We start from the raw sequence: 23,313 nt of genomic DNA on the forward strand, positions 1-23,313 counted from the left end.
CTCAGCGCGTCGCAGGTTCCGTCGCGAGCCAGGTGGTGAGCGACGTCGCGCCGATCCACGGCTGGTTGCCGGGGGTCAGCGAGTCGTCGTCCAGCGGTGTTCCGAAGTAGGTGGCGTCGGCGTCCGTGACGACTTCCCGCGCGTCCCGTTCGGCCTTCACGACCTGACGGATCAAGTCGTCGAGCGGGACGGCCTGGGGGCCGGCCACTTCCAGCGTGCCGTTCAGAGGCTCGCGATCCACGACCTTGGCCAGCGCCGCTGCCACGTCGGACGCGGCAATCGGTTGCAGCTTCGCGGACGGGACCCGCACCGCCTGTCCGATGGTGTTTGCCTGGGCGATGGGCATCAGGAACTCGAAGAACTGCGTCGCGCGCACGATGGTGTACGGCACCTTTCCGTTCCGGATCAACGCCTCCTGCGCCACCTTGGCGCGCAGGTAGCCGCTGGCAGGAAGGCGATCCGCTCCGACGACCGACAAAGCCACGAAATGGCGCACGCCCGCCTTGGCGCTTGCCGCCATCAGGTTCCGGGTCGAGACCTGGAAGAACTGCATCACCGCCTCGTCTTCGAACGACGGCGAGTTCGTGACGTCGACGACGACCTGCGCCCCTGCCAGTGCCAGGTCCAGCCCCTCGCCCGTCACGGCATTGACGCCCGACGAGGGCGATGCCGTCGACACGGTATGCCCGGCCTGCCGCAGCAGAGCCGACAGTTTCTTTCCGATGAGGCCACTGCCTCCGATGATCACGACCTTCATGTCAGTCCTTCAGTCCGTTGGGAGATCGAGGACGGCGGCACGTTGCAACCATCCACCCCTGAAAGACGTTCCACGACCGCCGGTTGTGACGGGCTGGCAAAAGATTTCTTCTAGCGCGGCCGAGGGGCGTCGGCGGCCCGGAGACCCAGTGCCTCAACGATGCGCGCCAGCTTGTCGGGATTGCGCTGCGCATGAATGCGCACGATGCGCCCGCCGTCGGTCTCGATGGCCTGCGCGGACTCGAGCTCGCCGTTGATGAAGCGCAGCAAGCCCCACTCACCGTTGAGCAGGACGACCTCGTAGCGGACCGAGTCCCCGTGGCGCAGGTTGCCCGCCAGGTAAAGCTGGGCAATGCGCTGGCCGCCCACCAGCGGCACGCCGAAGCTGGGCACCTTGCCGCCGCCGTCGCCGATGAGTTGCGCGTCGTCGGCCAGCATCGCCTTCAGCGCGGCGAACTCGCCGCGGGTCGCGGCATCGGCAAACCCTCGCAGCAGGCGAAGCTGCGCATCGCGCGGCACCACGTGGCGGGGCCGCTGGTCCTTCAGTTGCTCCTTGGCTCGGTGGACGAGCTGCCTGCATGCGCTCTCGCTCTTTCCCAGGGTGCTGGCCACCTCGCTGTAGTCGGTGTCGAAGACCTCGCGCAGCAGGTAGGCGGCGCGGGCCTCGGGGGCCAGCCGCTCCAGCACGGCGAGGAAGGCGATCGACACGTCGTCGGCGCGCTCCAGCATCTGTTCCGGCGTGCTCGGCGATTCGGTCAGCATCGGCTCGGGCAGCCAGGTGCCGATGTAGTGCTCGCGCTGGACCTTCGCGGAGCGAAGCCGGTCGATGGCAAGACGCGTGGTGACGGCGACCAGCCAGGCTTCGGTGCTGTCGAGACGCTCCTGCTCGGCCTCGTGCCAGCGCAGCCAGGCGTCCTGCACCACTTCCTCGGCCTCGGCCGATGAGCCGAGCATGCGGTAGGCGATGCCCTGCAGGCGAGGGCGAAGGCGGGTGAAGGTGTCGGTGGCGTCGTTCATCGTGCGTAGACGTTCGGCATCGCCATTTTGTGACAGCGCCGGGCGATGCCACCGCTGCAATTCGACTGGATTTGCCGGCCCGGCCCGCCCACAATGACCAGGAAGGACGCATCAACGCAACGCATCAGGGCCTTTTCATGACGACTCGTCGCAGCATCGTGACTTCCGCAACCTTGCTCGCCTCGGCGTCGACGCTGACGTCCGCCCTGGCGCAGACCGCCGACGGCGTGAAGCAGGCCGACTTCCTGTTCGTGCAGACGGCCAAGGCGATGACCTATGACAAGGCGACCGGCCTCCTGACGCTGAAGGGTGTCAGCCCGGTCACCGTGTTCTTCAGCGATCGTCCCGAGCGCATCGCCGGCAACATGCAGACGGCCGCCTTCGTCCCGTTCTGGACCAAGGGGATGGGCAAGGACAGCTTTCTGAGCGATCCGCCCAACGCCGACATCTCGATGGTCGAGGGCAGCACGCTCCACCAGATCGTGGCGGTGCTGCAGTCGCCCGCGCTGAAGGGCGACACGCTGTCCTACACGATCAGGGTGCTGGACGGTAAGGTTCCCGCCAAGAGCGCCGAGGTCTCGCTCTTCATCGACGTGATCGGCATGCCGCTGACGCCCTTGTCGTACGCCGGGGTTGCGCGGCGGGGCTACCGGCGAGCGGTCATCTACCGTTAGGGTCGCCGGTCGCGGCCGGCGGCCAGGGACCGCGCCGGGGCCGGGCTTGTGCCGATCACGCCCGACTCTTAGCATGTCGCTGGCGAGCTACACCGTGGATCGCAAGGAGCAGCACTTGACTCGTTTCCGCACGCAAGCCGCAATCTGTTGCGCCGCACTCGTGACCAGCGTGGGTGCGCTCGCCCAGTCCGCCTACGATCCCGATGCGGCGACGCAGCGCTACAACCGGGCGGTGGCGTATTGCAACAGCGGCAACCTGCCGCGCCCGGCGCGGGACGCCTGCATACGCGACGCGGGTCGCGCCATGGACCAGAGCCAGGGCGGCGTCGCCCCGACCATCGACGTCCAGTCGCCGGGTGGCCGGGCGACGGTCGTGATTCCCGACAACGCGCCGCTGCCGCGGAGCGACTCGACCACGATCACCTCGCCCGACGGCGATTCGACGATCGTTCTGCCTGCGGACGGCTCGAGGCCCATCTCCCAGTGATCATGGCCGCGTGATGCGGCCGGGCGCTAGCCGGCGCCTTCCAGCTGTGCCTTCAGGAACGCGACCGTGCGCGACCACGCCAGTTGGGCGGCCGCCGCGTCGTAGCGCGGGGTGGTGTCGTTGTTGAAGCCGTGCTGGGTCCCGGGGTACTGATAGGCCGTGAACCGCACGCCTGCGGCACGCAGGGCCGCCTCGTAGGCTGGCCATGCCGCATTGATCCGCTCGTCGACTTCGGCACGCTGGATGAGCAGCGGTGCCTTGACCTTGGCCGCTTCCGCGGGTGCAGGCGTGTTGCCGTAGAAGGGTACGCCCGCATCGAGGTCAGGCAACCGGATCGCCAGCTGGTGAACCATGCCGCCGCCGTAGCAAAAACCGACTGCGCCCAGCTTGCCCGTGGCATCGGGCCGCGACCGAAGCCAGGTGGCGGCCGCCAGGAAGTCATTGAGGGCATGCGCCTGGTCCAGCTTGGCGAAGGCTTCGCGCGCCTTGTCCTCGTCACCGGGGTAGCCGCCGAGCGGTGTCAGTGCGTCCGGCGCGAAGGCCATGAAGCCGTCGAGCGCCAGGCGCCGCGCGATGTCCTCGATGTGCGGATTGAGGCCGCGGTTCTCGTGGATGACGAGCACCGCCGGCAGGCGCTTGTCGCCGGCATTCGCTGGGCGCGCGAGGTAGCCCTTGACCGTGCCGCTGCCGGAAGGCGACGGATAGCTCACTCGCTCCACCTTCAGTCTCGGATCGCCGGGCGGTACCTGCTGCCCGGCTGCGAAATCGGGGCTCAGCGCCGTCAGCAAGGTCGTGGCCGCGACGCCGGCCTTGGCGAACTTCTTCGCCTGATTCAGGAACGAGCGCCGGTCCAGGTCGCCATGAACGTAGGCATCGAAGAGGATGAGCAGCTCCTGGTCGAAATCCCGGGCGGTGAGGCGAGGCGGCATGTGGGTCCTTGGCGACGTGAAGTGGCGCAGCATAGCCGGGAACATGGCCTGCTGCGCGAGCGCCCGCTGCAGGCATGCAGGCGCTAGATCTGGTCCACGAAGCGGCGCAACCCTCCGAGGTCGATCACGGTGATCCCGCCGTACTCGATCCGCAGCAGCCCTGCTTCCCGCAACCGGTTCAGCGCGGCGTTGCACCGCTGCCGCGACAGGCCCGACAGGTTCGCGATCTCTTCCTGCGAAGTTTCCAGGTGCGTCTGCCCCAGCGGATGCAGCCACGGATGGAACAGCCCGGCCAGCGCGCGCGCCACCTGGCTGTCCGCATCCAGCAGGCGCTGCGCCGCATAGTTGCCCATGAACCAGTGCAGGCGCTCGTTGATCTGCACCAGCAGGAAGTGGTTGAAACTCATCTGCGTGCGATGCAGCCACTCGAAGGTGTCGACCGGCAGCACCGCGACGCGGCTGTCGCGCAGCGCGATGATGTCGGCGGTGCGCGGCACGGCGCGCAGCAGCGTGCCTTCGCCGAACCAGCTGCCGACCGACAGGCCGCCGAAGGTCACCGAGCGGCCGTCGTCCGAGGTGAGCGACCATTTGAGCAGGCCCTCCAGCGTGCCGTACCAGTGCAGCGGCGTCTCGCCGCGGCGGCACAGCGCCGCGCCGGCGGCGACGTGTTCCTCGCGCATGTCTTCGAGCACGCGCGCCTGCGCCTCGGGGTCCAGATGGGGAAACCAGCCCGACAACGCCAGCAGCGTGGGAATGGAAAGCGAAAGGGATGCCGCCTGTTGTCTCCCGGTCGGCTTGTGGTGATGCATGAATGCTCCGGCGCCTCGTAAACCCTGATCCCAAATGTCGTCGCGATGACTGCCAGGGCGGAGGCAGCCAAAAATAATACCCCGCTGTTCACAGGAGAAACCTCATGTCGAAGCGCAAGGTGATCGTGACCATCGCCCCCACGGGCGGGATGGCGCACAAGTCGCAGAACCCCCACCTGCCCACCCAGCCGGCCGAGATCGCCGACGACGTGGTCCGCTGCTGGAACGCCGGTGCCAGCGTCGCGGCGATCCATGCGCGCCGGCCCGACGACGGCGCGACCTGCAACGCGGACGTCTACCGCGACATCAACACGCGCATCCGCGCGGCGGGCTGCGACATCGTGATCAACAACTCCACGGGCGGCGGCGTGCACGGCGACATGGTCAAGCCGCTGCCGGGCAACCGCTGGGAGATCGCGTGGGAAGAGCGCATCAAGGGCATGGACGCCGGCGCCGAGATGTGCACGCTGGACGCGACCACGCTCAACCTCTCGTTCGAGGGCCGCGACATCCTGATGGACACGCCGCTGTCGAAGGGCCGCGAGCTGGCAGCCGGGATGAAGGCGCGCGGCATCAAGCCCGAGTGGGAGGTGTTCAGCCCCACGCACATCCTGCAGGACACGACCACGCTGATCAACGAAGGGCTGGACGAGGCGCCCTACTTCATCAACCTCGTGATGAACGTGCATCGCAACTTCCAGAACGCGATGCCCTTTTCGCCGCGGCATCTGCAGATGATGGTCGACACGCTGCCCAAGGGCGCGATCTTCTGCGTGAGCGGCATCGGGCCCTCGCAGCTGGAGGCGAACATCAGCGCACTGTTGCTCGGCGGCCATGCGCGCGTGGGGCTGGAAGACAACCTGTACTTCCGCCACGGCGAGCTGGCCACCAACCTGCAGCTCACCGAGCGCATCGTGAGGATCATCCGCGAGATGGACATGGAGCCCGCCACGCCCGCCGAGGCGCGCGACATGATGGGCCTGCCGCGCAGGGGCTTGCCGGTGCCCGACTTCGCTCCCGCCGCTCCCGGACGGAACCTGCGATGAGCGCGCCGGCGTCGGCAGTGCGGCGCGTTGCGGTGGTCGCCACCGGCGTGATCGGCGCGAGCTGGGCGGCGTACTTCCTTGCCCAGGGTCTCGATGTGGACGCCACCGATCCTTCACCCGGCGCCGAGGCGCGCCTGCGCGCGGCCGTCGCGCAGCACTGGCCGACGATGCAACGCTTCGGGCTGGCGGACGGCGCGACGGTCGAACGGCTTCGCTTTCACGAGCGGCTGGAAGACGCGGTGGCGGGCGCCGACTTCGTGCAGGAGAACGGGCCGGAACGCATGGACATCAAGATCGATCTGTTCCGCCGCATGGACGCCGCCGCGCCGCCGCGCACCGTGCTCGCATCGAGTTCGTCGGGGCTCGCAATCACCGGCGTGCAATCCGCCTGCCAGCATCCCGAGCGCGTGGTGCTCGGGCATCCCTTCAATCCGCCGCACCTGATTCCGCTCGTGGAAGTGGTCGGCGGCGAGCACACCTCGGCCGAAACCGTCGAACGCACGATGGCGTTCTACAGCGCGATCGGCAAGCGGCCAATCCACGTGAAGCGCGAGGTGAAGGGCCACATCGCGAACCGGCTGCAGGCCGCTCTCTGGCGCGAGGCCTTCCACCTGGTGGACCAGGGCGTAGCCTCCGTGGCGGACATCGATACGGCCATCGCGCAGGGGCCCGGATTGCGTTGGGCGGTGATGGGGCCGTTCATGAACCTCCATCTCTCGGGCGGCGCCGGCGGCATCGCGCACCTGCTCGACCACCTTGGCGGACCGATCGAAGACTGGTGGCGCGACCTCGGCTCGCCGACCATGACGGCCGAACTGAAGCAGCAAGTCACCGAAGGCGTGGCGGCCGAACTGGGCGAGCGCCGCACCGCCGATATCGAGGCCGCGCGCGATACCCTGTTGCTGAACCTGATCAAGGAGAAGAAGCTGGCTCCCGGCCTCGACGACCCCGTGTGATTCGGCCCCATCCGGAATGGCGGATGTGGACCTCAAGGAGACAACAAGATCATGACCACGCCCGCCTTCTTCGACGACGAGCGCCAGCTCGCGCCGCCGCGCACGGTGCGCATCGATTTCGACGACGGCTCCTTCGCGTTGCGCTCGCCGGTCGCGCTCAAGCCCTACGCCCGCTGCATCGGCGAATGGCTCGAACGCTGGGCCCGGGAAACACCGGACGCGCTGGCGCTGGCCGAACGCGACGACAGCGGCGAAGGCTGGCGCAAGCTCGACTACCGCGCCTTGCGCCGGGTCGTGGGCGCCGTGGCGCAAAGCCTGCTGGACATGGGCATCCCGAAGAACCGGCCGGTGGCAATCCTCTCGGACAACGCGATCGACCACGCCGTACTGATGCTGGCGACGATGCACATCGGCCGCACGGCCTGCTCGCTGTCCAGCGCCTATTCGCGCATGGCGAAGGATCCGACGCGGCTGCACGGCATGCTGCGCGCGCTGGATCCAGCGTTGATCTACGCCTCGGACGCGAAGGTCTACGGCCCGTCCCTGTCGGGCTGCGACGTCGACGCGGTCAAGGTGTTCAGCCGCAATACCGATGCCCATGCCCGCGCCCTGCCCTTCGACCGTTTGACGCAGGCGCAGGAGACACCGTCCGTCCTGGCGGCCTTCGAGGCGATCCTTCCCGATGACCACGCCAAGTACCTGCTGACCTCCGGCTCGACGGGCAAGCCGAAGGTCGTGATCAACACGCACCGCATGCTGTGCGCCAACCAGCAGATGATGGCCCAGACCTGGCGCTTCCTGGAGGACGAGAAGCCGGTGCTGGTCGACTGGCTGCCCTGGAGCCATACCTTCGGCGCGAACCACAACTTCAACATGGTGCTGTGCCACGGCGGCGCGCTCTACATCGACGAGGGGCGGCCCGCGCCGGGACTGATCGAGAAGACGGTGCGCAACCTGCGCGAGGTCAGGCCCACGCTGCTCTTCAACGTGCCGCGCGGCTATGACATGCTGCTGCCCTTCCTCGAAGCCGACGGCGCACTGGCGGCGGAGGTCATGTCGCGCCTTCGCCTGGCCTTCTACGCGGCCGCGGCGCTCGCGCCCTCGACCTGGCAGCGGCTGGAGGCCGTTGCCCGGCGCGCCCGGCCTGCCCGGCCACTGTGGCTCACCACTTCATGGGGCGCCACCGAGACTTCGCCCGCCATCACCTCCGCGCACTGGCGGCTCGAAGGGGCCGGCTGCATCGGCGCGCCCCTGCCCGGGCTGGAGCTGAAGTTCGTCCCCAATGGCGACAAGCTGGAGATGCGGGTCAAGGGCGTGTCGGTGTTTCCGGGCTATCGCAACGCGCCGCGCGAGACGTCCGAAGCCTTCGACGACGAGGGCTACTACCGGATCGGCGATGCCGGCTTCCTCGCGGATTCGACGCGCCCCGAATGCGGCGTGATGTTCCACGGCCGCGTGGCCGAGGATTTCAAGCTCACGAGCGGAACCTGGGTGTCGGTGGGCACGCTGCGCGTCGACCTGGTCTCGCGGCTCGCGCCGCTGGCGCAGGACGTCGTGATCACCGGCCACGATCGGGATCAGGTCGGCATGCTGGTGTTTCCCAGTCCGCAGGGCGGGCCGACAGCACGCGAGGCGTGGCATGCGGCGCTGGAACGCGTGATGCGCGAGCTGCGCGACGCGGGTGGTGGCTCGTCGCAATGCCCAGTCCGGGCGCTGGTGCTCGGCTCCCCGCCGGACATCGACGCCGGCGAGATCACCGACAAGGGCTACATCAACCAGCGGGCCGTGCTGACACGGCGCGCAGCCGAGGTGGAGCGGCTCTACGGCGGCCCTCATTCGGAGGTGGTGCGGGTCGCCTGAGGGGGCGTCTGGCGTCGGACCGCTGGCTAGAATTCGGAAGGAATCGGCAGCAAAAGGAAATCGACGTGAGAAGGTGGCTCGTGCTGCTTGGCCTGATAGCTTGCCAGGCCCAGGCTCAGACCAATTGGTTCACCGTGACAGGCAATCCGCGCGATGCGTCCGTGGACACGGTGGAGGTCGACCCCGTCGCGATCAGGACAAACGGCACGCTGAAGACCATGAACGTGCGCGTGAGCCGCGCCAGGCAGCGCACGAACTGGGAAAAGGTGCCCTACCGCTCGTACGAATCCCGGGTCGTCTTCGACTGTCGCGCACGCAAGGCCGAGTACCTGTTCGCGACCTTCTACCCGACCCCGCTGTGGAACGGGCCGCCGCACAAGGTGACCGACTACGCGGCGAATCCACGGCCGATGTTGTTCGTCGACGTCGAGCCCAATCCGACGAACCGCATCATCCGTGCGGCCTGCCAGGCCACGGGCTAGCGTTCCTCGAAAAGCGCTTTGCCGGGACGGCTCATGGGCGCAGCGATCTCACTGGTGCTGTTCGACCTGGATGGCGTGCTGTGCCACTACGACCGCGCCGCGCGCGTCGAGCACCTTGCCGCATCGACGCACCGCAGCGCGGAGGCGGTTCGCCATGTCATCTGGGGCACCGGCCTCGAATCGCGGGCCGATGCGGGCCTGATCGGCGACGAAGACTATCTGGCCGAGCTCGGCCGGCACCTGGGCACCACCGTTACGCTCGACGCCTGGCTGGACGCGCGGCGCGCGGCCATGACGCTGGATCCCGAGGTGCTTCGCCTCGCGCAGATCGTATCGACGCGCCGGCGGATTGCGATCCTCACCAACAACTGCCGCCTGCTCGCACTGCACATGGACACCCTGTGCCCGGAGGTGGCCTCGCTGTTCGGCGAGGCCATCTTCGCCACGGCATCGTTCGGCGCGACCAAGCCGGCACCGCAAGCCTATCTGCGCTGCCTCGAGGCGTTGGGCGTGCCGGCCGCCGAGACCTTCTTCATCGACGATGTCGAAGCGAACGTGACCGGTGCGCTCGACGCCGGCCTGCAGGCCTGCGAGTTCACCAGCGCAGCCGCGCTCTCGGCAGAACTCGCGGCTCGCGGCCTCGACTGATCGCCCGTCAGCGCCCGGCAGGGCCCTTCGGCGGAAAGCCGGCGAACAGCCTGTCGAGTGCCGATTCAACGGCCGCGTTGAGGCGAGAGCGGTCGTCCGGGAGGACGCCGGTCGCGCTGCCCCGCCAGATCGCGCGCTTGGTGCGCGCGTCGAACATGTCGACCACGAGGGTGCCCCGCTCGTAGTCGTCGACGGACATCGTGGTGTAGCCCGGCCATCCGCTGCCGACGCCCAGCCAGTTGAGATCGTGGCCGATGCCGCTGTAGAAATTGTTGAAGTTCTGGCCCTGGACCCGCGTCACGTGCGCAGCGACGTGAACGTCGCCTTCCGCGGCCAGCTTCCATCCTGCCGCCTGCAGGCGCGCGTTGATGCCTGCGACGACGCTTTGGGGCATCAGGGTGTCGGTGCCGGCAGGCGGTGTGATCCAGTTGTAGCTGCGATAGCTGGCGAACGGGGCCTGCGCGTCGAAGTCGGTCTTGACGTCCGCTGTGCTTGCACAGGCTGCCAGCAGCATGGCAAGGACGACGGCAAGGAATCTTCCAATCATGTTCGCTCCAGTTCGAGTCCGGTTGCAGGCGGCGGGGTTGCCGCTCGAACGATGGTACAGCCCGCCCCTCGCGGGCCTTTTTCATGCCGTCATCGCGACGGATGTCGCACTTTCAGCGACTCCCTTGGGCAACTTCGCGGCCGATGGACCGCGGCACTTCAGGAAACGAGACAGGCCGCCGAAATGCAAGCACTTCCAACCATCGAGCAGTGAGAGCGAAATGCCCAGACTCATCGTCCTGACCCCGCACGGCAGCGTCCGGCAGGTCAACATCAAGGGACCGATCACGACGATCGGACGCGACCCGACGTGCGGCGTGTACATCGACAGCCTCGGGGTGAGCCGCCACCACGCGGCCATCCGGTGGACGGGCGAGCGCTTCGTCGTGCGCGACATGGCGAGCCGCAACGGCACCTTCGTGAACCAGGCGCGCGTCGTGGAACGTGCGTTGAGGAACGGCGACGCGATCGGCGTGGGTGAATGCCGGCTCCGCTTCCTCGATTCGTCGCGGCGGCTGCCGGGCGAGGACGCGCTGCGATTGGTGACCGTCCCCGACGAACTCAACGACATCGACGCACGCGAGCGCAGCGACTGGGCGACCTTCTTCCGGCAAGGCAGCTTGGCGCGGCACGAGGCGCGGCGCCGCTACGGGTCGGCCGAGCGACGGTCCTGATCCGGCAACAGGCAAAAGAAGGCCCGCACGAGGCGGGCCAAATGATCCCTGGTCAGAAGATCCCTGGAGAACCAGCCTCCATATCGGCGGTCAAGGGAAAAAATTCAGGGTCCGACATCTTCAGGTCTGTCGCTGCCTTTCGGCCCCACGGGCGTAAAGTGAGTGCTGGCTCGGTCGCCGTACCCCTTTGCCGGCCCGTGTTGCACAGGCGACAGGCCGAGGCAAACTAATTAAACGGCACCGTATCCTAAAGACTCCCCCAACCTAGATGTGAACTACATGACGAAGACAAAACTGTTTGCGCTGGCTGCCGTTGCCGCGTTCGGATCGGGCAGCGCGCTGGCGCAAAAGGCTGGCGACTGGCAAGTCGGCGCCGGCTGGCTGCATTTCGCCCCGCGTGATTCCAGCGAACCCCTGACCTTCACCGCGCCACGCGTGGCCGTGGTGCCAGGTTCCGGCGCCACCGTCGACAACTCCGACACGCTGGGCCTCAACGCCACCTATTTCATCGACAGCCACTGGGCGGTCGAAGGCGTGATCGGCATCCCGCCGAAGTTCAGACTCCAGGGCGCCGGCACGCTGGCCCCCATCGGCGAACTCGGCGAAGCGCGCCAGTGGAGCCCCACGCTGCTGGCCAAATACTATTTCCTCGAAGGCGATGCCAAGCTCCGTCCCTTCGTCGGCCTCGGCGCGACCTACGTCTGGTACAACGACGTGAAGCTCACCCCCGGCCTGCAGGGCGCCCTCGCCAACCGGATCGGCGCGCCCGTCGGCCTGTCGTCGACCACGGCGAAACTCGACAGCTCCTTCTCGGCCGTCTTCAACGTCGGTGCCGCCTACCAGTTCGACGAGCACTGGGGCATGGCCTTCTCGGTGTCGTACATCCCGCTGAAGACCACAGCCAAGCTCACCACCTCGGTGGCAGGCCTGCCGGTGGCCCAGAGCCAGTCCAGCCTCAAGGTCAATCCGATCGTCCCGTACCTTTCGGTGACCTACAAGTTCTGAGCCCCCGCGAACCGCACCGGTTCGCATCCCCGCTCGACATGCGTGAGAAGCATGCGGGAGATCCCTTCAAGTTTGTCGGCTTTCGGCCGATATCCCTGTCTGCGACCTCTCACCTTCTTCCGGAATCACGATCATGTTCTTGAGCAATATCTCGATTGGCAGGCGCCTGGCCCTTGTGCTGGGCGCCATCCTGGCCCTGTTCCTCGCGAGCAGCGTCGTTGCGGTGCTGAAGCTTCGCGAGCTTGGCGTCGAAATCGACAGCATGGTCAATGACAGCGTTAAGACCGAACGCGCGGGCTCCGACTGGCTGCGCCACACCACCTCCGGCGTGCAACGCGCCGCCGCCATCGCCAAGAGCAGCGACCCGAGCCTGATTGCCTACTTCGCGCCGGCGACTGCGACGTCCATCAAGGACACCAACGAGCTTCAGAAATTCATCGAAGGCCAGATGACCACGCCCGAGGAGCGCCAGTTGTTCCAGAAGGTCGGCGAGCTGCGCAAGGAGTACCTCGCGGCGCGCGAGGAAGTCAGCAAGCTCAAGCTGGCGGGCGACCTCGAAGGGGCCAACCGCGTGTTCACCTCGCGCTTCGAACCGACCTCGGTCAACTACCTCGCAGGGGTCCAGCAGATGGTGGACCTGCAGCGGGCGCAGCTCGATGCAGCCGCGCAGCGCGGCGAGGAACTGCGTGCGCAAACCAGCACACTGCTGACGGTCTGTACGGCGCTTTCGCTGGCCCTGGGCAGCTTGATGGCCTGGTTCCTCACGCGCAGCATCACGCGGCCGCTCCGCCGCGCCGAGAAGATGGCGCAGGCCATCGCCGGGATGGACCTGACGGGGTTGCCGCAGACGAGCTATGCCAATGACGAGACGGGGCACCTGCTTCGCGCCATCGACCGGATGCGCACAGCGTTGAAAGGCTCGCTGCAACAGGTGCACGGGGTGGTCGTGAATGTTTCGAGCGCGAGCACGCAGATCGCGACGGGCAACCAGGATTTGTCGTCGCGCACCGAAGAGCAGGCGAGTTCGCTGGAGCAGACGGCCGCGTCGATGGAAGAACTCACCAGCACCGTCAAGCAGAACGCGGACAACGCGCGCCAGGCGAATCAGCTCGCCGTCTCTGCTTCCGAAGTCGCGGTCAAGGGCGGCAGCGTGGTCTCGCAGGTGGTGGACACCATGGGCTCGATCAATGCGTCGTCCCGCAAGATCGTGGACATCATCGGCGTCATCGACGGCATCGCGTTCCAGACCAACATCCTGGCGTTGAATGCCGCTGTCGAAGCGGCTCGTGCCGGTGAACAAGGCCGCGGCTTCGCGGTCGTCGCCTCCGAAGTCCGCAACCTCGCGCAACGCTCCGCAGCCGCAGCGAAGGAAATCAAGACGCTGATCGGCGACTCGGTCGAGAAGGTCGAGGAAGGCAGCAAGCAGGTGGCCGAAGCCGGCAAGACGATGGAAGAGATCGTCGACAGCGTGAAGCGGGTGACGGACATCATGGGCGAGATCACCGCGGCGAGCCAGGAGCAGACCTCGGGCATCGAGCAGATCAACCAGGCGATCACGCAGATGGATCAGGTGACGCAGCAGAACGCGGCGCTGGTCGAAGAGGCCGCTGCTGCCGCCGCATCGCTGCAGGAACAGGCAGGCAGCCTCTCGCAGGTCGTGAGCGTGTTCAGGCTCGAAGGCGGTCAGTCGGTCACCAAGCAGCGCCCTGCAGCCGCCGTAGCGCCCGCTGTGCCGAAGCCGATTAAGACACCCCAGCGCAAGCCCGCGCCGGTGGCCGCCGCAGTTTCGGCCGGCGGCGACTGGGAAGCGTTCTGAGCCTCGGCGGGTTCCTTCACACCTCCGAGGTCGATTCGTCCGCCTGCTGCTCGGCGAAACGCCTCTCCGCGGCGACCAGGTGCGTCGTCATGACGTGGGAGATCACGTTGATGCCGAGGCCCGCGAACAGCGCGGGCAGCAGGTAGAGGGCCACCCGCAATTCCGACACGAAGAGAACATCGTCTGCCAGCGAAGGCGTGGCCGCCGCGGTCGTTGCCAGCCGCTGCAGGAAGAAGACGTCCACGCCCGCAATGGCCACCAGGGAAAAGCCGAGCACGAGCACGGTCATCCGTGAAATCGCCTTCTTGGCGATCAGCACGCCGTAGATGCCGAAGGGCAGCACGACGGAAATCACCACCATCAACCAGAAACTCGTTTCCGTGAAGACCGAATAACTGACGTGCATGGGTCACCTCTGATGGCTGGATCGTCGAAACCCGGCATTTTGATCGACGGCCGGAAGCGACGGAAACCCTCAGTGGCCCTTCTTCTTCGGGTCTTCCTTGCCGAGCAGCTTGTCCATCTGCTGGCCGATACGCGCGCCGAGCGCGGTGCCGACGCCGGGCAGCACCGCCGTACCGACGGCCGCACCCGCGAGCGCCGCGCCGGTGAGCGAGAGTTGCGGATCGTCGAGCGTGCCGCCGAGCTTGAGCGGTACGCCGACAACGCCGTCGACGATGTCGACCGCCGCTTCGCCATCGAGCCGCCGGTTGATGACCGTGGCACTGCCACTCGCCGTCAGCCCGCCCGAATGCGCCTTCAGGCCGATGTAACGCAAGATGACGCCTTCGTCGGTGGCCTGGGTGTCGAGCGTGCCCGTGAGGGTGTCGAGTTTCGTTTGCCCTTCACGGCTGCTGCGGCCGGTGCTGACCGTCCTGGCGAGATCGAAGCCTTTCAACGTCGCAGGCGCGATGGTGAATCGTGTGCGGGTGTGGAGGTTGCGGGCGAGTTCCGTCAGGTCCTTGCCCTCCGTGTTGACCGAAGTCTGCCCCTGGAGCTTGCCTTCCACAGCGCTGTGACGGCCGAAGGCTTGGACTAGCGCACCCACATCGACGTTCCTTGGCTCCAGTTGCGCAGCCAGGCGCAGGCTGTCCCGTGCGGCCGCCTGCAATTCGGCCGTTCCGTTCCACGTGCCGCCGCCCACGTCGACGAGCGTGCGCCAGCGGTCCTGATCGCCTTCGCGCTCGATGCGCAGGGTCGCGGGCGGCGTCACACCCGCCCGGCTGAGTTGCGCCTCGCGCGGCCGCCAGCGCGGATCGAAGCGGATGTCCGCGTCGTAGGTCAATGCAATGTCGCGGCGGTCGATCCACACGACATCGCGCAGGCGCACGCGTTCGACCGGAATCTCCGCGAGCGTCCACGCGCCCGCGAGCACGGTGGTGGCGTCGTCCGCCTGCCAGCGCCCGCGGAATGCACGCACGGAAGCGCGTGGGAGCACGGCCCCGTCGATCTCCACGGTGTCGATGGCGATCTTGCGATTCCACAAGGCTGCGAGATGCGGCCGGATCACGACGCGGCGCATGGTGATCGGCTTGGGCTGCACGGTGGCGAGCTCTTCCAGCACCACCACGGGCGCAGGCCGAAGCGCCCAGTGCACCGCGCCGACATGCAGGGCAATCCCGGACGCCTTCTCGAAGCGCGCGGACAGGTCGGCCGCAAGCTGTTCGTCGCTCGGCAGGAGCGTGCGAACCAGCACCGCGAGGCCGATGACAAGCACGACCGCAGCGGCGGCCACGCCGGCAATCCATCGTCGAGCGCGCGTCATGCGGCAAGCTTAGGCGGAGTGCCGACGATCACACTGTCAGCCATAGGCGCGACGTTCTGCCGCCAATCGCTATAGTTTTGACCCATCAGAACTGGAGACACCCCATGCGCATCTGGCAAAAAGAGATTTCGATCGACGAACTCACCCGGAGCCACGTCGACACCGCGGTGTCGAACCTCGGCATCGAATTCCTCGAGATCGGCGACGATTTCATCCGGGCCCGCGTGCCCGTGGACCAGCGCACGAGTCAGCCCTACGGCATCCTCCATGGCGGCGTCTCGGTGGTGCTGGCGGAAACGCTGGGATCGTGCGGCGCCCACTACTCGGCACCGGAAGGCCATCGCGCGGTCGGGCTCGACATCAACGCGAACCATCTCAAGTCCGCCTCGAAGGGCTGGGTGACCGGCACGGCCCGGCCCGTGCATCGCGGCCGCACCACGCAGGTGTGGCAGATCGACCTGACGAACGAAGACGGCGAGCTGACCTGCGTCTCGCGCATCACCATGGCCGTGCTGGCGCCGCGCGCCGGTTGAGCGGGGTCGACCCGCACCGCTCCGACAAGACAACAACCGAGGAGAAGAAGACATGAGCGATTCCTACCTTCCCCGCTGGCGCAAGGTGACAGCCAGCGCCGCGACCGTCGTCGCGCCCGACGAGCGCCTCTCCTGGGGGCAGACCACGGCCATGGGGGTGCAACACGTGATCGCGATGTTCGGCGCCACGGTGCTGGCGCCGATCCTGATGGGCTTCAACCCCAACATCGCGATCCTGATGAGCGGGATCGGCACCCTGCTCTTCTTCTTCATCACGGGCGGCCGGGTGCCCAGCTACCTGGGATCGAGCTTTGCCTTCATCGGCGTGGTGATCGCGGCCAGCGGCTATTCGGGCTCGGGGCCGAACGGCAATCTCGGCGTGGCGCTGGGCGGGATCATCGCTTGCGGCCTCATCTACGCGCTGATCGGCGTGCTGGTGCACTTCACCAACGAGCGCCACACCAAGCGGGCACCGGTGCGCGGGCTCGAAGGCATCGAGGTGGAGGAAGTCGAGCAGGACGTCGCGGTGCACTGGATCGAGCGGCTGATGCCGCCGGTGGTCACCGGCGCGGTGGTCGCGGTGATCGGCCTCAACCTGGCGAGCGTGCCGATCAAGAACATGGCGCCCACGGGCTTCGACACGTGGATCCAGGCGCTGACCTTCCTGTGCGTGGGTCTCATCGCGGTGTACACGCGCGGGATGATCCAGCGCCTGCTGATCCTCATGGGCCTGATCGTCGCGAGCCTGATCTACGCAGTGCTGACCAACGGTCTCGGGCTGGGCAAGCCGATCGACCTGACCGCGCTCGCCGCCGCGCCCTGGATCGGGCTGCCGACCTTCTCGTCGCCGGTGTTCGATGCCAACGCGATCCTGCTGATCGCACCGGTGGCGGTGATCCTGGTGGCCGAGAACCTCGGCCACCTCAAGGCCGTCGGCGCGATGACCGGCCGCGACCTCAACCCCTACCTGGGACGCGCCTTCATCGGCGACGGCGTCGCGACCATGGTGAGCGGCGCTTTCGGCGGCACGGGCGTCACGACCTACGCCGAGAACATCGGCGTGATGGCGGCGACCAAGATCTACTCGACGGCGATGTTCGTCGTCGCGGCCCTGATCGCGCTGGTGCTGGGCTTCAGCCCCAAGTTCGGTGCGCTGGTGCAGGCCATTCCGCTGGCGGTCATGGGCGGCGTGAGCATCGTGGTGTTCGGCCTGATCGCCGTGGCGGGCGCGAAGATCTGGGTGGACAACCGCGTCGACTTCTCGCAGAACAAGAACCTCATCGTGGCGGCGATCACGCTGATCCTCGGCACGGGCGATTTCACGCTGAAGTTCGGCCAGTTCGCCCTCGGCGGCATCGGCACGGCGACCTTCGGCGCGATCCTGCTTTACGCGTTGCTGGGGCGCTCGCGCAACTGAGGGCAGCCAACCGACGGAAAGTGCAACGTCGTGCAATAGCTGTTGTGCACCGTCATCCATATTCGAGCGTTTGAGTCCATCGGAACCCAGTGCCAGTTAGACTCCATCGCTTTTCGTACCTACGTATTCCATGGCCGATGCTTCCGCCGCGCGCACCAAGGCGGTATTCGAATTCAAGAGCGCAACGCTGCCGCTGATCGCGGTCATCCTCAAGACGGCTGATCTCGACGTGCTGGCGGAGGCGCTCGACGCCCAATTGGCGGACTCGCCCGACTTCTTCGAACAGGAGCCGGTGGTCATCGACCTTTCCCTTTTGCAGGATGAGGAGGCCGAAGCCGAGGCGGAACTCGACTTCACGGCACTGCGCGCCCTGCTCGCGCGCCACCAGACGCAGCCCGTCGCCGTCCGCGGCGGCAGCGATTCGCAGAACGCTGCGGCCCGCGCGGCCGGCCTCTCGATCACCGCGATGCCTGTCGCGCCCCCGCCCCGGGCGTCCGCGCCTCCGGCGGAGCCCGTGAGCGAAGCACCTCAGATCGTCCGCGAAGTGCCGGTGCCGGCGAACGGCACGCTGATCATCGACAAGCCCCTGCGTTCGGGCCAGCAGGTCTACGCCCGCGGCGGCGACGTGATCGTGACCGCGGTGGTGAGCTTCGGCGCGGAAGTCATCGCCGACGGCAACGTCCACGTCTACGCCCCGTTGCGCGGCAAGGCGATCGCGGGTGCGCGAGGCGACACCGAGGCGCGCATCTTCACGACCTGCCTGGAAGCGCAGCTCGTGGCCATTGCCGGCATCTACCGCACGGTCGAAGTCGCCCTTCCCCCCGAAATCGCGGGCAAGCCGGCACAGATTTCGCTGGACGGCAAGAAGATCGTGATGGATCCGATCCTCTGACCCGGCGGGCGCCCAACTGAACAACTGAAACGAACGAACATAAGAAGGAATGGCAATGGCCAAAATTGTGGTGGTGACCTCGGGCAAGGGCGGCGTCGGCAAGACGACCACGAGCGCGAGCTTTGCATCGGGGCTCGCCCTCGCGGGCAAGAAGACAGCGGTGATCGATTTCGACGTGGGCCTGCGCAACCTCGACCTCATCATGGGTTGCGAGCGGCGCGTGGTGTACGACCTCATCAACGTGATCCAGGGCGAGGCGAACCTGAGCCAGGCGCTCATCAAGGACAAGCAGTGCGACAACCTGTTCGTGCTGGCCGCCTCGCAGACGCGTGACAAGGACGCCCTGACGCAGGATGGCGTCGAGAAGATCCTGAAGGAGCTCGCCGACCAGGGCTTCGACTACATCGTGTGCGATTCGCCGGCCGGCATCGAGACCGGTGCGCTGATGGCCATGCACTTCGCCGACGAGGCGCTGATCGTGACCAACCCCGAGGTGTCGTCGGTGCGCGACTCCGACCGGATCCTGGGCATGCTGAGTTCCAAGACCAAGCGCGCGAAGGAAGGCGGCGAGCCCATCAAGGAGCACCTGCTGATCACGCGCTACAACCCCAACCGCGTGGCGGGCGGGCAGATGCTGTCGCTGGAGGACATCCAGGACATCCTGCGCATCAAGCTGATCGGGGTGATCCCTGAATCCGAAAGCGTGCTGCAGGCTTCCAACCAGGGCGTGCCGGCGATCCACGACAAGGACACCGACGTGGCCCAGGCCTACACCGACGTGGTGGCACGTTTCCTCGGCGAAGAGAAGCCCATGCGCTTCGTCGACGCCGAGAAGCCCGGCTTCTTCAAACGAATCTTCGGAACGAGGTAGCCAATGTCCCTCTTTTCCTTTCTGCTCGGCGAGAAGAAGAAGACGGCCAGCGTGGCCAAGGAGCGGCTGCAGATCATCCTCGCGCACGAGCGCAGCAGCCTCGGCGGCAAGCGCCCCGACTACCTGCCGGAGTTGCAGCGCGAGCTGATCGCGGTGATCTCCAAGTACGTGTCGATCAAGGCCGAGGACATCAAGGTGCACCTCGAGAAGCAGGACGACCTCGAAGTGCTCCAGGTCAAGATCGAACTGCCGGACGCCGCGCTCGCGGCGCGCTGACCGGGCGTCTTTCCGGTCGCTCGACTTTCACGGCCGCGCGATGAACGCGGCCACAGCCTGCAACACCGCCGCTTCTTTCAGGATGCGACGGTGCCCAGGCCCTGCGTGGCGACGAGCTGCGCGCCCGCGATGGCGTCGCGATAGGCCACGCCGTCCTCGAAGCGGTTGACCCGGTCGTCGCGGTCGTGAACCACCAGGGTCCGCTGGCCGATGCGCGGACCGACGGCTGCCGGCTCCAGCAGCGGCATCAGGATCGCCTCCCGCGCTTCGATGAGGCGCTGCATGGCGGCCCGCGTGCCCTCGGTGAGACCGAACACCTGCGCGAAGTAGCGAGTGAATTCATGAGGGGACGCCGGAGGCGCCAGGAGCACCAGCCGCTCGGCCGGCAAGCCACGGCTGGCCGCGTAGGCGAGCGCATTCGCGCCCAGCGAGTGGGCGACCACCGCCTTGAGCTTGTCGCCCCGCTGAACCAGGCGTGCCGCCACGTAGTCGATCGCACGGGCGAACTGCGGCAGGTTGCTCACCGTCCCGGCGCTGCGCCCGTGGGCAGGCATTTCGACCATCACCGGCGTGAAGCCCGCGCCCGCCATGGCCTTGGCGAGCGGCAACATCTGGCCCGCATGGCCGCCCCAGCCGTGCACGAGCAGTACCAGCGGCGCGTCCATGGGAACGACCGCCGGGGTGTAGATGCCGATGCTGGCGTTCTCGTACGACCACGCCTGGCGATGCCAGTGAGCGTCTGGCCCGTGGCGGCGATTCAGCCATTTGGGCGGCAAGGGCGTGCCGAAGAGCCGGTAGGCGGCGCGAACCCCGAGCGTCGGCCAGATGCGCTGGAAGGCGCCGAGCCCCAGACGCAGCGTGCGGATCCAAGGTGTCTCGCCGTAGTAGCTGGAAGCGGCGCTGGATGCCGTGCCAGAGCTGGATGTGGTCACGGCGGCTCCCTCAGTACCAGACCCAGTCTTCGTTGCCTCCGGGGAGGCTGCGCAACGTCTCGACAAGCGCGCGAATGCCCATTGCGAGCCCGCAGGCGAGGAGGAACAGAGCAGCGATCAACATGGTGTTTTTCCTATCTATCGCACGTATGTGCGAAATCTGTGCATGCATCAAAACGGTTTGGCAACGAACCTGAAGCTCAAGCCCTGTAGCTGGCGAGCAGCCGCTGCCAGGTCAGCACGGCACGGTCCGCCGCGCGGGGGTCACGGAGGAAGCGGGCGTCGTGCAGCAGCCCGATCACGAGCCCGTAGATTTCACCGACCAACTGCGCCGGGTCGGTGTCGGACTTGAGTTCGCCCGTCTCGACGGCCTGGGTCACGGTGCGCCGCAGCGCGGCCCGCCACCGCGACACTTCCGCCAGGAGGTGGTCGCGCAGTTCGCCCTCGCGGTCGTCGAGCTCGAAGGCGCCGGCGGTGTAGATGCACCCGCTCTCGATCTCGACGTCGCGCATGCGCACAATCCAGCGCTCGACGATGTCGTTCAGGCGCGCCAGGCCCTTGGGCTTCTGCATGGCGGGGACGAACACGTCGGCGAGGAAGCGGCGCCCATATTCCTCGATGACCGCCTTCTGGAGGGCTTCGCGCGAGCCGACGCGGGAGAAGACCCCGCTCTTGGACAGGCCGAGGCGACTGGCCACCGCCTGCAGCGTGATGGCCTCCAGGCCCTCGGCCGCGGCGACATCCATCGCCGCGCCGACGATGGCGGCGCGGGTCAGTTCGCTCTTCTGGGTCTTGGCGTCCATGGCGCGGAATTTAGCACACGCGTGCGAAATAGCAAGTTCCGGCGACTGGGGCTTCCATCCGACCACGGTGTGGGCGTATCGTGGAAGTCCCAACACAAACCCGGAGACTACGCACCATGGCAACCAGCAAATCGAGCACCACCGCCGCCAAGAAGACTCGGCCGATGGGCGGGCCATCCGTGGAAGACGTGCAGGAAGCGTTCGTCAAGCCGCTCAAGGGCATGGCCGAACGGCTGCAGAACCTCCCGCTGGCAGGCGCCGCCGGAGCGATCGTCGAAAGCGGACGCAAGGACCTGCAGGCGCTCGTGCAGGCCAACGAGAAGTCCTACCAGGGGCTGCAGGCCGTCGTCCAGCGCCAGACCGAGATGCTCAAGAGCTCGATCCAGGAATGGCAAGGCACGATGAAGGGCATGAAGGGCACCGATCCGCGCGAGGGCCTCGCCAAGCTCGATGCCATGGGCAAGGCGGCATTCAAGCAGGCGCTCGACGACATCCGTGAGCTGTCGGAAATGGCGGCCAAGTCGCAGGCCGAGGCTTTCGACGTGGTGCGCCGCCGCATCCAGGACAACGTGGACGAGGTCAGCAAGCTGCTCAAACAGCCCAAGTAAGTCGCCTTCGAGACGCGTCTCGGTGTTTGCCCTGCGCCAGATTGTGGAAAAGGTCCGTGACGAAGTTCTCAGGAAGCGTACATTGGTGCGATTTCCTCAGCGATCAGATCGAATCAGCCATGGCATCGAATTCCCAGACGCGCGTCTCTCCCAAGGCAGTTGCCGAAGCCGCGGATCGTGAACGACTGCGGCAGGGCCTGCCCGCCACGGTCGGTCACCTCCAGCAGCATCAGGCCGACCAGATCGACGACAACGACATCGATGCCTACGTGAGACTCAACTGGCTCGAATGGCACGGCGGCGGGCTGCGCCTGACGATCACCGGGCGCAACGTGTGCGCCCAGATGGCGCCCTCCACCGCCACCTGAAGGCGGCCATTACTGGCCGACGATGATCTGCGCGATCAGGCCGGTGGCGACCGCAGCCAGCACGAAGTCACCGCCCACACCGACCCACTGGTAGCCGCGCGGCGGCTGGTAGAGGCGATGTCCGCGCCAATCGTTGACGACATAGTTCCGGCCACGGTATTCACTGGGCACATGGCCGCCCCTGCGCCATTCGGCATGTGGGTTGGGATAGCCCTGACGGCTGAACTGCGCGCCGGGACGAAAGTCTTGATGGCGCTGCTGGTAGTAGCCGTTGTTCGGGCCGTCCGGACGGCGGTATTGCTGCTCCTGCCGGTCGTTGCGGTCATTGCGGTCCGGGCCGCGATCGAAGCGGGGATCCTGCGCGAAGGCACTTCCCGCCATGCACATCGCCAGCGCTGTAGTGGCCACGGCCATTCTCTTCGACTTGATCATTCTGGAACTCCTTCTGCGTTGATGAGGAGTTCAGTGTGGGATGCGCATGTATCGCGCTCCCACTGCGCACGTACGCGCGAGGTGAAGGCAGGTAAAGCCGAGTTCCGAGAGATGTCTCTCAAGCCCCGGAAGCCCGCTCGCCCGCAGCGGCTCGCGCCATGCGTTCGCTCTTCCAGTACACGTCGTCGCCGCCGTCGATGCGATTGAGCACACGCGCGAGCACGAAGAGCAGGTCGCTCAGACGATTGAGGTACCGGCGCAGCGTGTCGTTGATTTCCTCATTTGCGCCCAGCGCGACGACGGCACGCTCCGCCCGCCGTGCGACGGTGCGGCATACATGGGCCAGCGAGGCGGCGCGCGTGCCTGCCGGGAGAATGAACTCGGCCAGGCGAGGCAATGCGGCGTTGTGCTCGGCGAGTGCGTTGTCCAGTTGCAGAAGCGCATCGGCCTTGAGCAGCGTGAATCCGGGCATCGACAGTTCGCCTCCCAGGTTGAAGAGCTGGTGCTGCACGTCGACCAGGAGCTCGCGAACAGCGGGCGGCATCGGCTCGCAAAGCAGCACACCGATGTTGGAGTTGAGTTCGTCGACGTCGCCCATCGCGTGGACGCGCAGGTGGTCCTTGGGAACGCGCGTGTTGTCGCCGAGGCCGGTGGTTCCGTCGTCGCCGGTGCGCGTCGCGATCTGAGTGAGGCGATTGCCCATGGGGTGTC

General features: G+C 66.9%; 27 protein-coding genes and 1 pseudogene. 17 read left to right on the forward strand and 11 right to left on the reverse strand.

The window, feature by feature from the left end; translation table 11 throughout:
* Window position 1 precedes the first annotated feature (1 nt).
* Window positions 2-757: an SDR family oxidoreductase gene (locus tag ACSFBL_RS17750; protein WP_435517113.1), complete on the reverse strand. Its 756-nt coding sequence runs from the start codon at window positions 755-757 to the stop codon at window positions 2-4.
* A 110-nt stretch (window positions 758-867) separates the two neighbouring features.
* On the reverse strand, window positions 868-1,773 hold the full coding sequence (locus ACSFBL_RS17755; RefSeq protein WP_435517114.1) for an RNA polymerase sigma-70 factor: 906 nt from the start codon (window positions 1,771-1,773) through the stop codon (window positions 868-870).
* 137 nt (window positions 1,774-1,910) lie between these two features.
* Here ACSFBL_RS17755 and ACSFBL_RS17760 point away from each other — a divergent pair, with 137 nt between their 5' ends.
* Together ACSFBL_RS17760 and ACSFBL_RS17765 are read left to right on the forward strand one after the other, a co-directional pair.
* Window positions 1,911-2,447 (forward strand): hypothetical protein, encoded by a 537-nt coding sequence (locus ACSFBL_RS17760; protein WP_435517115.1) that lies wholly within the window; start codon window positions 1,911-1,913, stop codon window positions 2,445-2,447.
* A 115-nt stretch (window positions 2,448-2,562) separates the two neighbouring features.
* A complete protein-coding gene (locus ACSFBL_RS17765; protein WP_435517116.1) occupies window positions 2,563-2,934 on the forward strand; it encodes a hypothetical protein in 372 nt (123 codons plus the stop codon).
* A 26-nt stretch (window positions 2,935-2,960) separates the two neighbouring features.
* Here the strand turns inward: ACSFBL_RS17765 and ACSFBL_RS17770 are convergent, their stop codons facing one another.
* Window positions 2,961-3,863 (reverse strand): dienelactone hydrolase family protein, encoded by a 903-nt coding sequence (locus ACSFBL_RS17770; RefSeq protein WP_435517117.1) that lies wholly within the window; start codon window positions 3,861-3,863, stop codon window positions 2,961-2,963.
* A gap of 83 nt (window positions 3,864-3,946) precedes the next feature.
* A complete protein-coding gene (locus tag ACSFBL_RS17775) occupies window positions 3,947-4,672 on the reverse strand; it encodes a Crp/Fnr family transcriptional regulator (protein ID WP_435517118.1) in 726 nt (241 codons plus the stop codon).
* Window positions 4,673-4,776: 104 nt separating this feature from the next.
* Between ACSFBL_RS17775 and ACSFBL_RS17780 the strand changes: the two genes are divergently transcribed.
* From ACSFBL_RS17780 to ACSFBL_RS17800, 5 genes are all read left to right on the forward strand, one after another.
* Complete coding sequence (locus ACSFBL_RS17780; RefSeq protein ID WP_435517119.1) at window positions 4,777-5,718, forward strand: beta-keto acid cleavage family enzyme; 942 nt, start codon at window positions 4,777-4,779, stop codon at window positions 5,716-5,718.
* On the forward strand, window positions 5,715-6,674 hold the full coding sequence (locus ACSFBL_RS17785) for a 3-hydroxyacyl-CoA dehydrogenase NAD-binding domain-containing protein (protein WP_435517120.1): 960 nt from the start codon (window positions 5,715-5,717) through the stop codon (window positions 6,672-6,674). Before ACSFBL_RS17780 ends, ACSFBL_RS17785 begins: the two co-directional genes overlap by 4 nt.
* A gap of 51 nt (window positions 6,675-6,725) precedes the next feature.
* Window positions 6,726-8,534 carry a feruloyl-CoA synthase gene (locus ACSFBL_RS17790; protein WP_435517121.1) on the forward strand — a complete coding sequence of 603 codons (1,809 nt, stop codon included), beginning with the start codon at window positions 6,726-6,728 and terminating at the stop codon, window positions 8,532-8,534.
* A gap of 65 nt (window positions 8,535-8,599) precedes the next feature.
* Window positions 8,600-9,016: a surface-adhesin E family protein gene (locus ACSFBL_RS17795; RefSeq protein WP_435517122.1), complete on the forward strand. Its 417-nt coding sequence runs from the start codon at window positions 8,600-8,602 to the stop codon at window positions 9,014-9,016.
* Window positions 9,017-9,049: 33 nt separating this feature from the next.
* Complete coding sequence (locus ACSFBL_RS17800) at window positions 9,050-9,664, forward strand: HAD family hydrolase (RefSeq protein ID WP_435517123.1); 615 nt, start codon at window positions 9,050-9,052, stop codon at window positions 9,662-9,664.
* A gap of 7 nt (window positions 9,665-9,671) precedes the next feature.
* Here ACSFBL_RS17800 and ACSFBL_RS17805 read toward each other — a convergent pair whose 3' ends face one another.
* Window positions 9,672-10,211: a DUF4136 domain-containing protein gene (locus ACSFBL_RS17805; protein ID WP_435517124.1), complete on the reverse strand. Its 540-nt coding sequence runs from the start codon at window positions 10,209-10,211 to the stop codon at window positions 9,672-9,674.
* A 220-nt stretch (window positions 10,212-10,431) separates the two neighbouring features.
* Here ACSFBL_RS17805 and ACSFBL_RS17810 point away from each other — a divergent pair, with 220 nt between their 5' ends.
* The 3 genes from ACSFBL_RS17810 (at window position 10,432) to ACSFBL_RS17820 (ending at window position 13,705) form a co-directional block, all read left to right on the forward strand.
* A complete protein-coding gene (locus ACSFBL_RS17810; protein WP_435517125.1) occupies window positions 10,432-10,884 on the forward strand; it encodes an FHA domain-containing protein in 453 nt (150 codons plus the stop codon).
* Window positions 10,885-11,163: 279 nt separating this feature from the next.
* On the forward strand, window positions 11,164-11,889 hold the full coding sequence (locus tag ACSFBL_RS17815) for an OmpW/AlkL family protein (protein ID WP_435517126.1): 726 nt from the start codon (window positions 11,164-11,166) through the stop codon (window positions 11,887-11,889).
* A 133-nt stretch (window positions 11,890-12,022) separates the two neighbouring features.
* The gene (locus tag ACSFBL_RS17820) at window positions 12,023-13,705 is read left to right on the forward strand and encodes a methyl-accepting chemotaxis protein (protein WP_435517127.1); all 1,683 of its coding nucleotides are present in this window, start codon (window positions 12,023-12,025) and stop codon (window positions 13,703-13,705) included.
* A 16-nt stretch (window positions 13,706-13,721) separates the two neighbouring features.
* On the opposite strand, the gene ACSFBL_RS17825 is transcribed toward ACSFBL_RS17820, so the two are convergent.
* Both ACSFBL_RS17825 and ACSFBL_RS17830 read right to left on the reverse strand, forming a co-directional pair.
* Window positions 13,722-14,111 carry a hypothetical protein gene (locus tag ACSFBL_RS17825; RefSeq protein WP_435517128.1) on the reverse strand — a complete coding sequence of 130 codons (390 nt, stop codon included), beginning with the start codon at window positions 14,109-14,111 and terminating at the stop codon, window positions 13,722-13,724.
* 69 nt (window positions 14,112-14,180) lie between these two features.
* Window positions 14,181-15,440 (reverse strand): AsmA family protein, encoded by a 1,260-nt coding sequence (locus ACSFBL_RS17830; RefSeq protein ID WP_435517129.1) that lies wholly within the window; start codon window positions 15,438-15,440, stop codon window positions 14,181-14,183.
* Between the two features lie 134 nt (window positions 15,441-15,574).
* Here ACSFBL_RS17830 and ACSFBL_RS17835 point away from each other — a divergent pair, with 134 nt between their 5' ends.
* The 5 genes from ACSFBL_RS17835 to minE all read left to right on the forward strand — a co-directional run bounded on the left by ACSFBL_RS17835 (window position 15,575) and on the right by minE (window position 19,459).
* Window positions 15,575-16,003, forward strand: coding sequence for a PaaI family thioesterase (locus ACSFBL_RS17835; protein ID WP_435517130.1), 429 nt, complete (start codon window positions 15,575-15,577; stop codon window positions 16,001-16,003).
* A 52-nt stretch (window positions 16,004-16,055) separates the two neighbouring features.
* Window positions 16,056-17,420: a solute carrier family 23 protein gene (locus tag ACSFBL_RS17840; protein WP_435517131.1), complete on the forward strand. Its 1,365-nt coding sequence runs from the start codon at window positions 16,056-16,058 to the stop codon at window positions 17,418-17,420.
* A 130-nt stretch (window positions 17,421-17,550) separates the two neighbouring features.
* Complete coding sequence (gene minC, locus ACSFBL_RS17845; protein ID WP_435517132.1) at window positions 17,551-18,312, forward strand: septum site-determining protein MinC; 762 nt, start codon at window positions 17,551-17,553, stop codon at window positions 18,310-18,312.
* Window positions 18,313-18,367: 55 nt separating this feature from the next.
* On the forward strand, window positions 18,368-19,183 hold the full coding sequence (minD, locus tag ACSFBL_RS17850; RefSeq protein ID WP_435517133.1) for a septum site-determining protein MinD: 816 nt from the start codon (window positions 18,368-18,370) through the stop codon (window positions 19,181-19,183).
* A 3-nt stretch (window positions 19,184-19,186) separates the two neighbouring features.
* The gene (gene minE / locus ACSFBL_RS17855) at window positions 19,187-19,459 is read left to right on the forward strand and encodes a cell division topological specificity factor MinE (protein ID WP_028249800.1); all 273 of its coding nucleotides are present in this window, start codon (window positions 19,187-19,189) and stop codon (window positions 19,457-19,459) included.
* A gap of 27 nt (window positions 19,460-19,486) precedes the next feature.
* Here minE and ACSFBL_RS17860 read toward each other — a convergent pair.
* Window positions 19,487-20,391, reverse strand: a pseudogene (locus tag ACSFBL_RS17860) (alpha/beta hydrolase).
* Window positions 20,392-20,591: 200 nt separating this feature from the next.
* Window positions 20,592-21,194, reverse strand: a complete 603-nt coding sequence (locus ACSFBL_RS17865; RefSeq protein ID WP_435517134.1) for a TetR/AcrR family transcriptional regulator — start codon at window positions 21,192-21,194, stop codon at window positions 20,592-20,594.
* A gap of 116 nt (window positions 21,195-21,310) precedes the next feature.
* On the opposite strand from ACSFBL_RS17865, the gene phaP reads away from it, so the two are divergent.
* Window positions 21,311-21,802, forward strand: coding sequence for a TIGR01841 family phasin (gene phaP / locus ACSFBL_RS17870; RefSeq protein ID WP_435517135.1), 492 nt, complete (start codon window positions 21,311-21,313; stop codon window positions 21,800-21,802).
* 119 nt (window positions 21,803-21,921) lie between these two features.
* A complete protein-coding gene (locus ACSFBL_RS17875; protein ID WP_435517136.1) occupies window positions 21,922-22,170 on the forward strand; it encodes a hypothetical protein in 249 nt (82 codons plus the stop codon).
* Window positions 22,171-22,179: 9 nt separating this feature from the next.
* Here ACSFBL_RS17875 and ACSFBL_RS17880 read toward each other — a convergent pair whose 3' ends face one another.
* Complete coding sequence (locus ACSFBL_RS17880) at window positions 22,180-22,602, reverse strand: RcnB family protein (protein ID WP_435517137.1); 423 nt, start codon at window positions 22,600-22,602, stop codon at window positions 22,180-22,182.
* A gap of 118 nt (window positions 22,603-22,720) precedes the next feature.
* The gene (locus ACSFBL_RS17885; protein WP_435517138.1) at window positions 22,721-23,305 is read right to left on the reverse strand and encodes a cob(I)yrinic acid a,c-diamide adenosyltransferase; all 585 of its coding nucleotides are present in this window, start codon (window positions 23,303-23,305) and stop codon (window positions 22,721-22,723) included.
* Window positions 23,306-23,313 lie beyond the last annotated feature (8 nt).

Source organism: Variovorax glacialis (genome assembly GCF_051216375.1).
In the GTDB taxonomy this organism is placed as follows: domain Bacteria; phylum Pseudomonadota; class Gammaproteobacteria; order Burkholderiales; family Burkholderiaceae_C; genus Variovorax.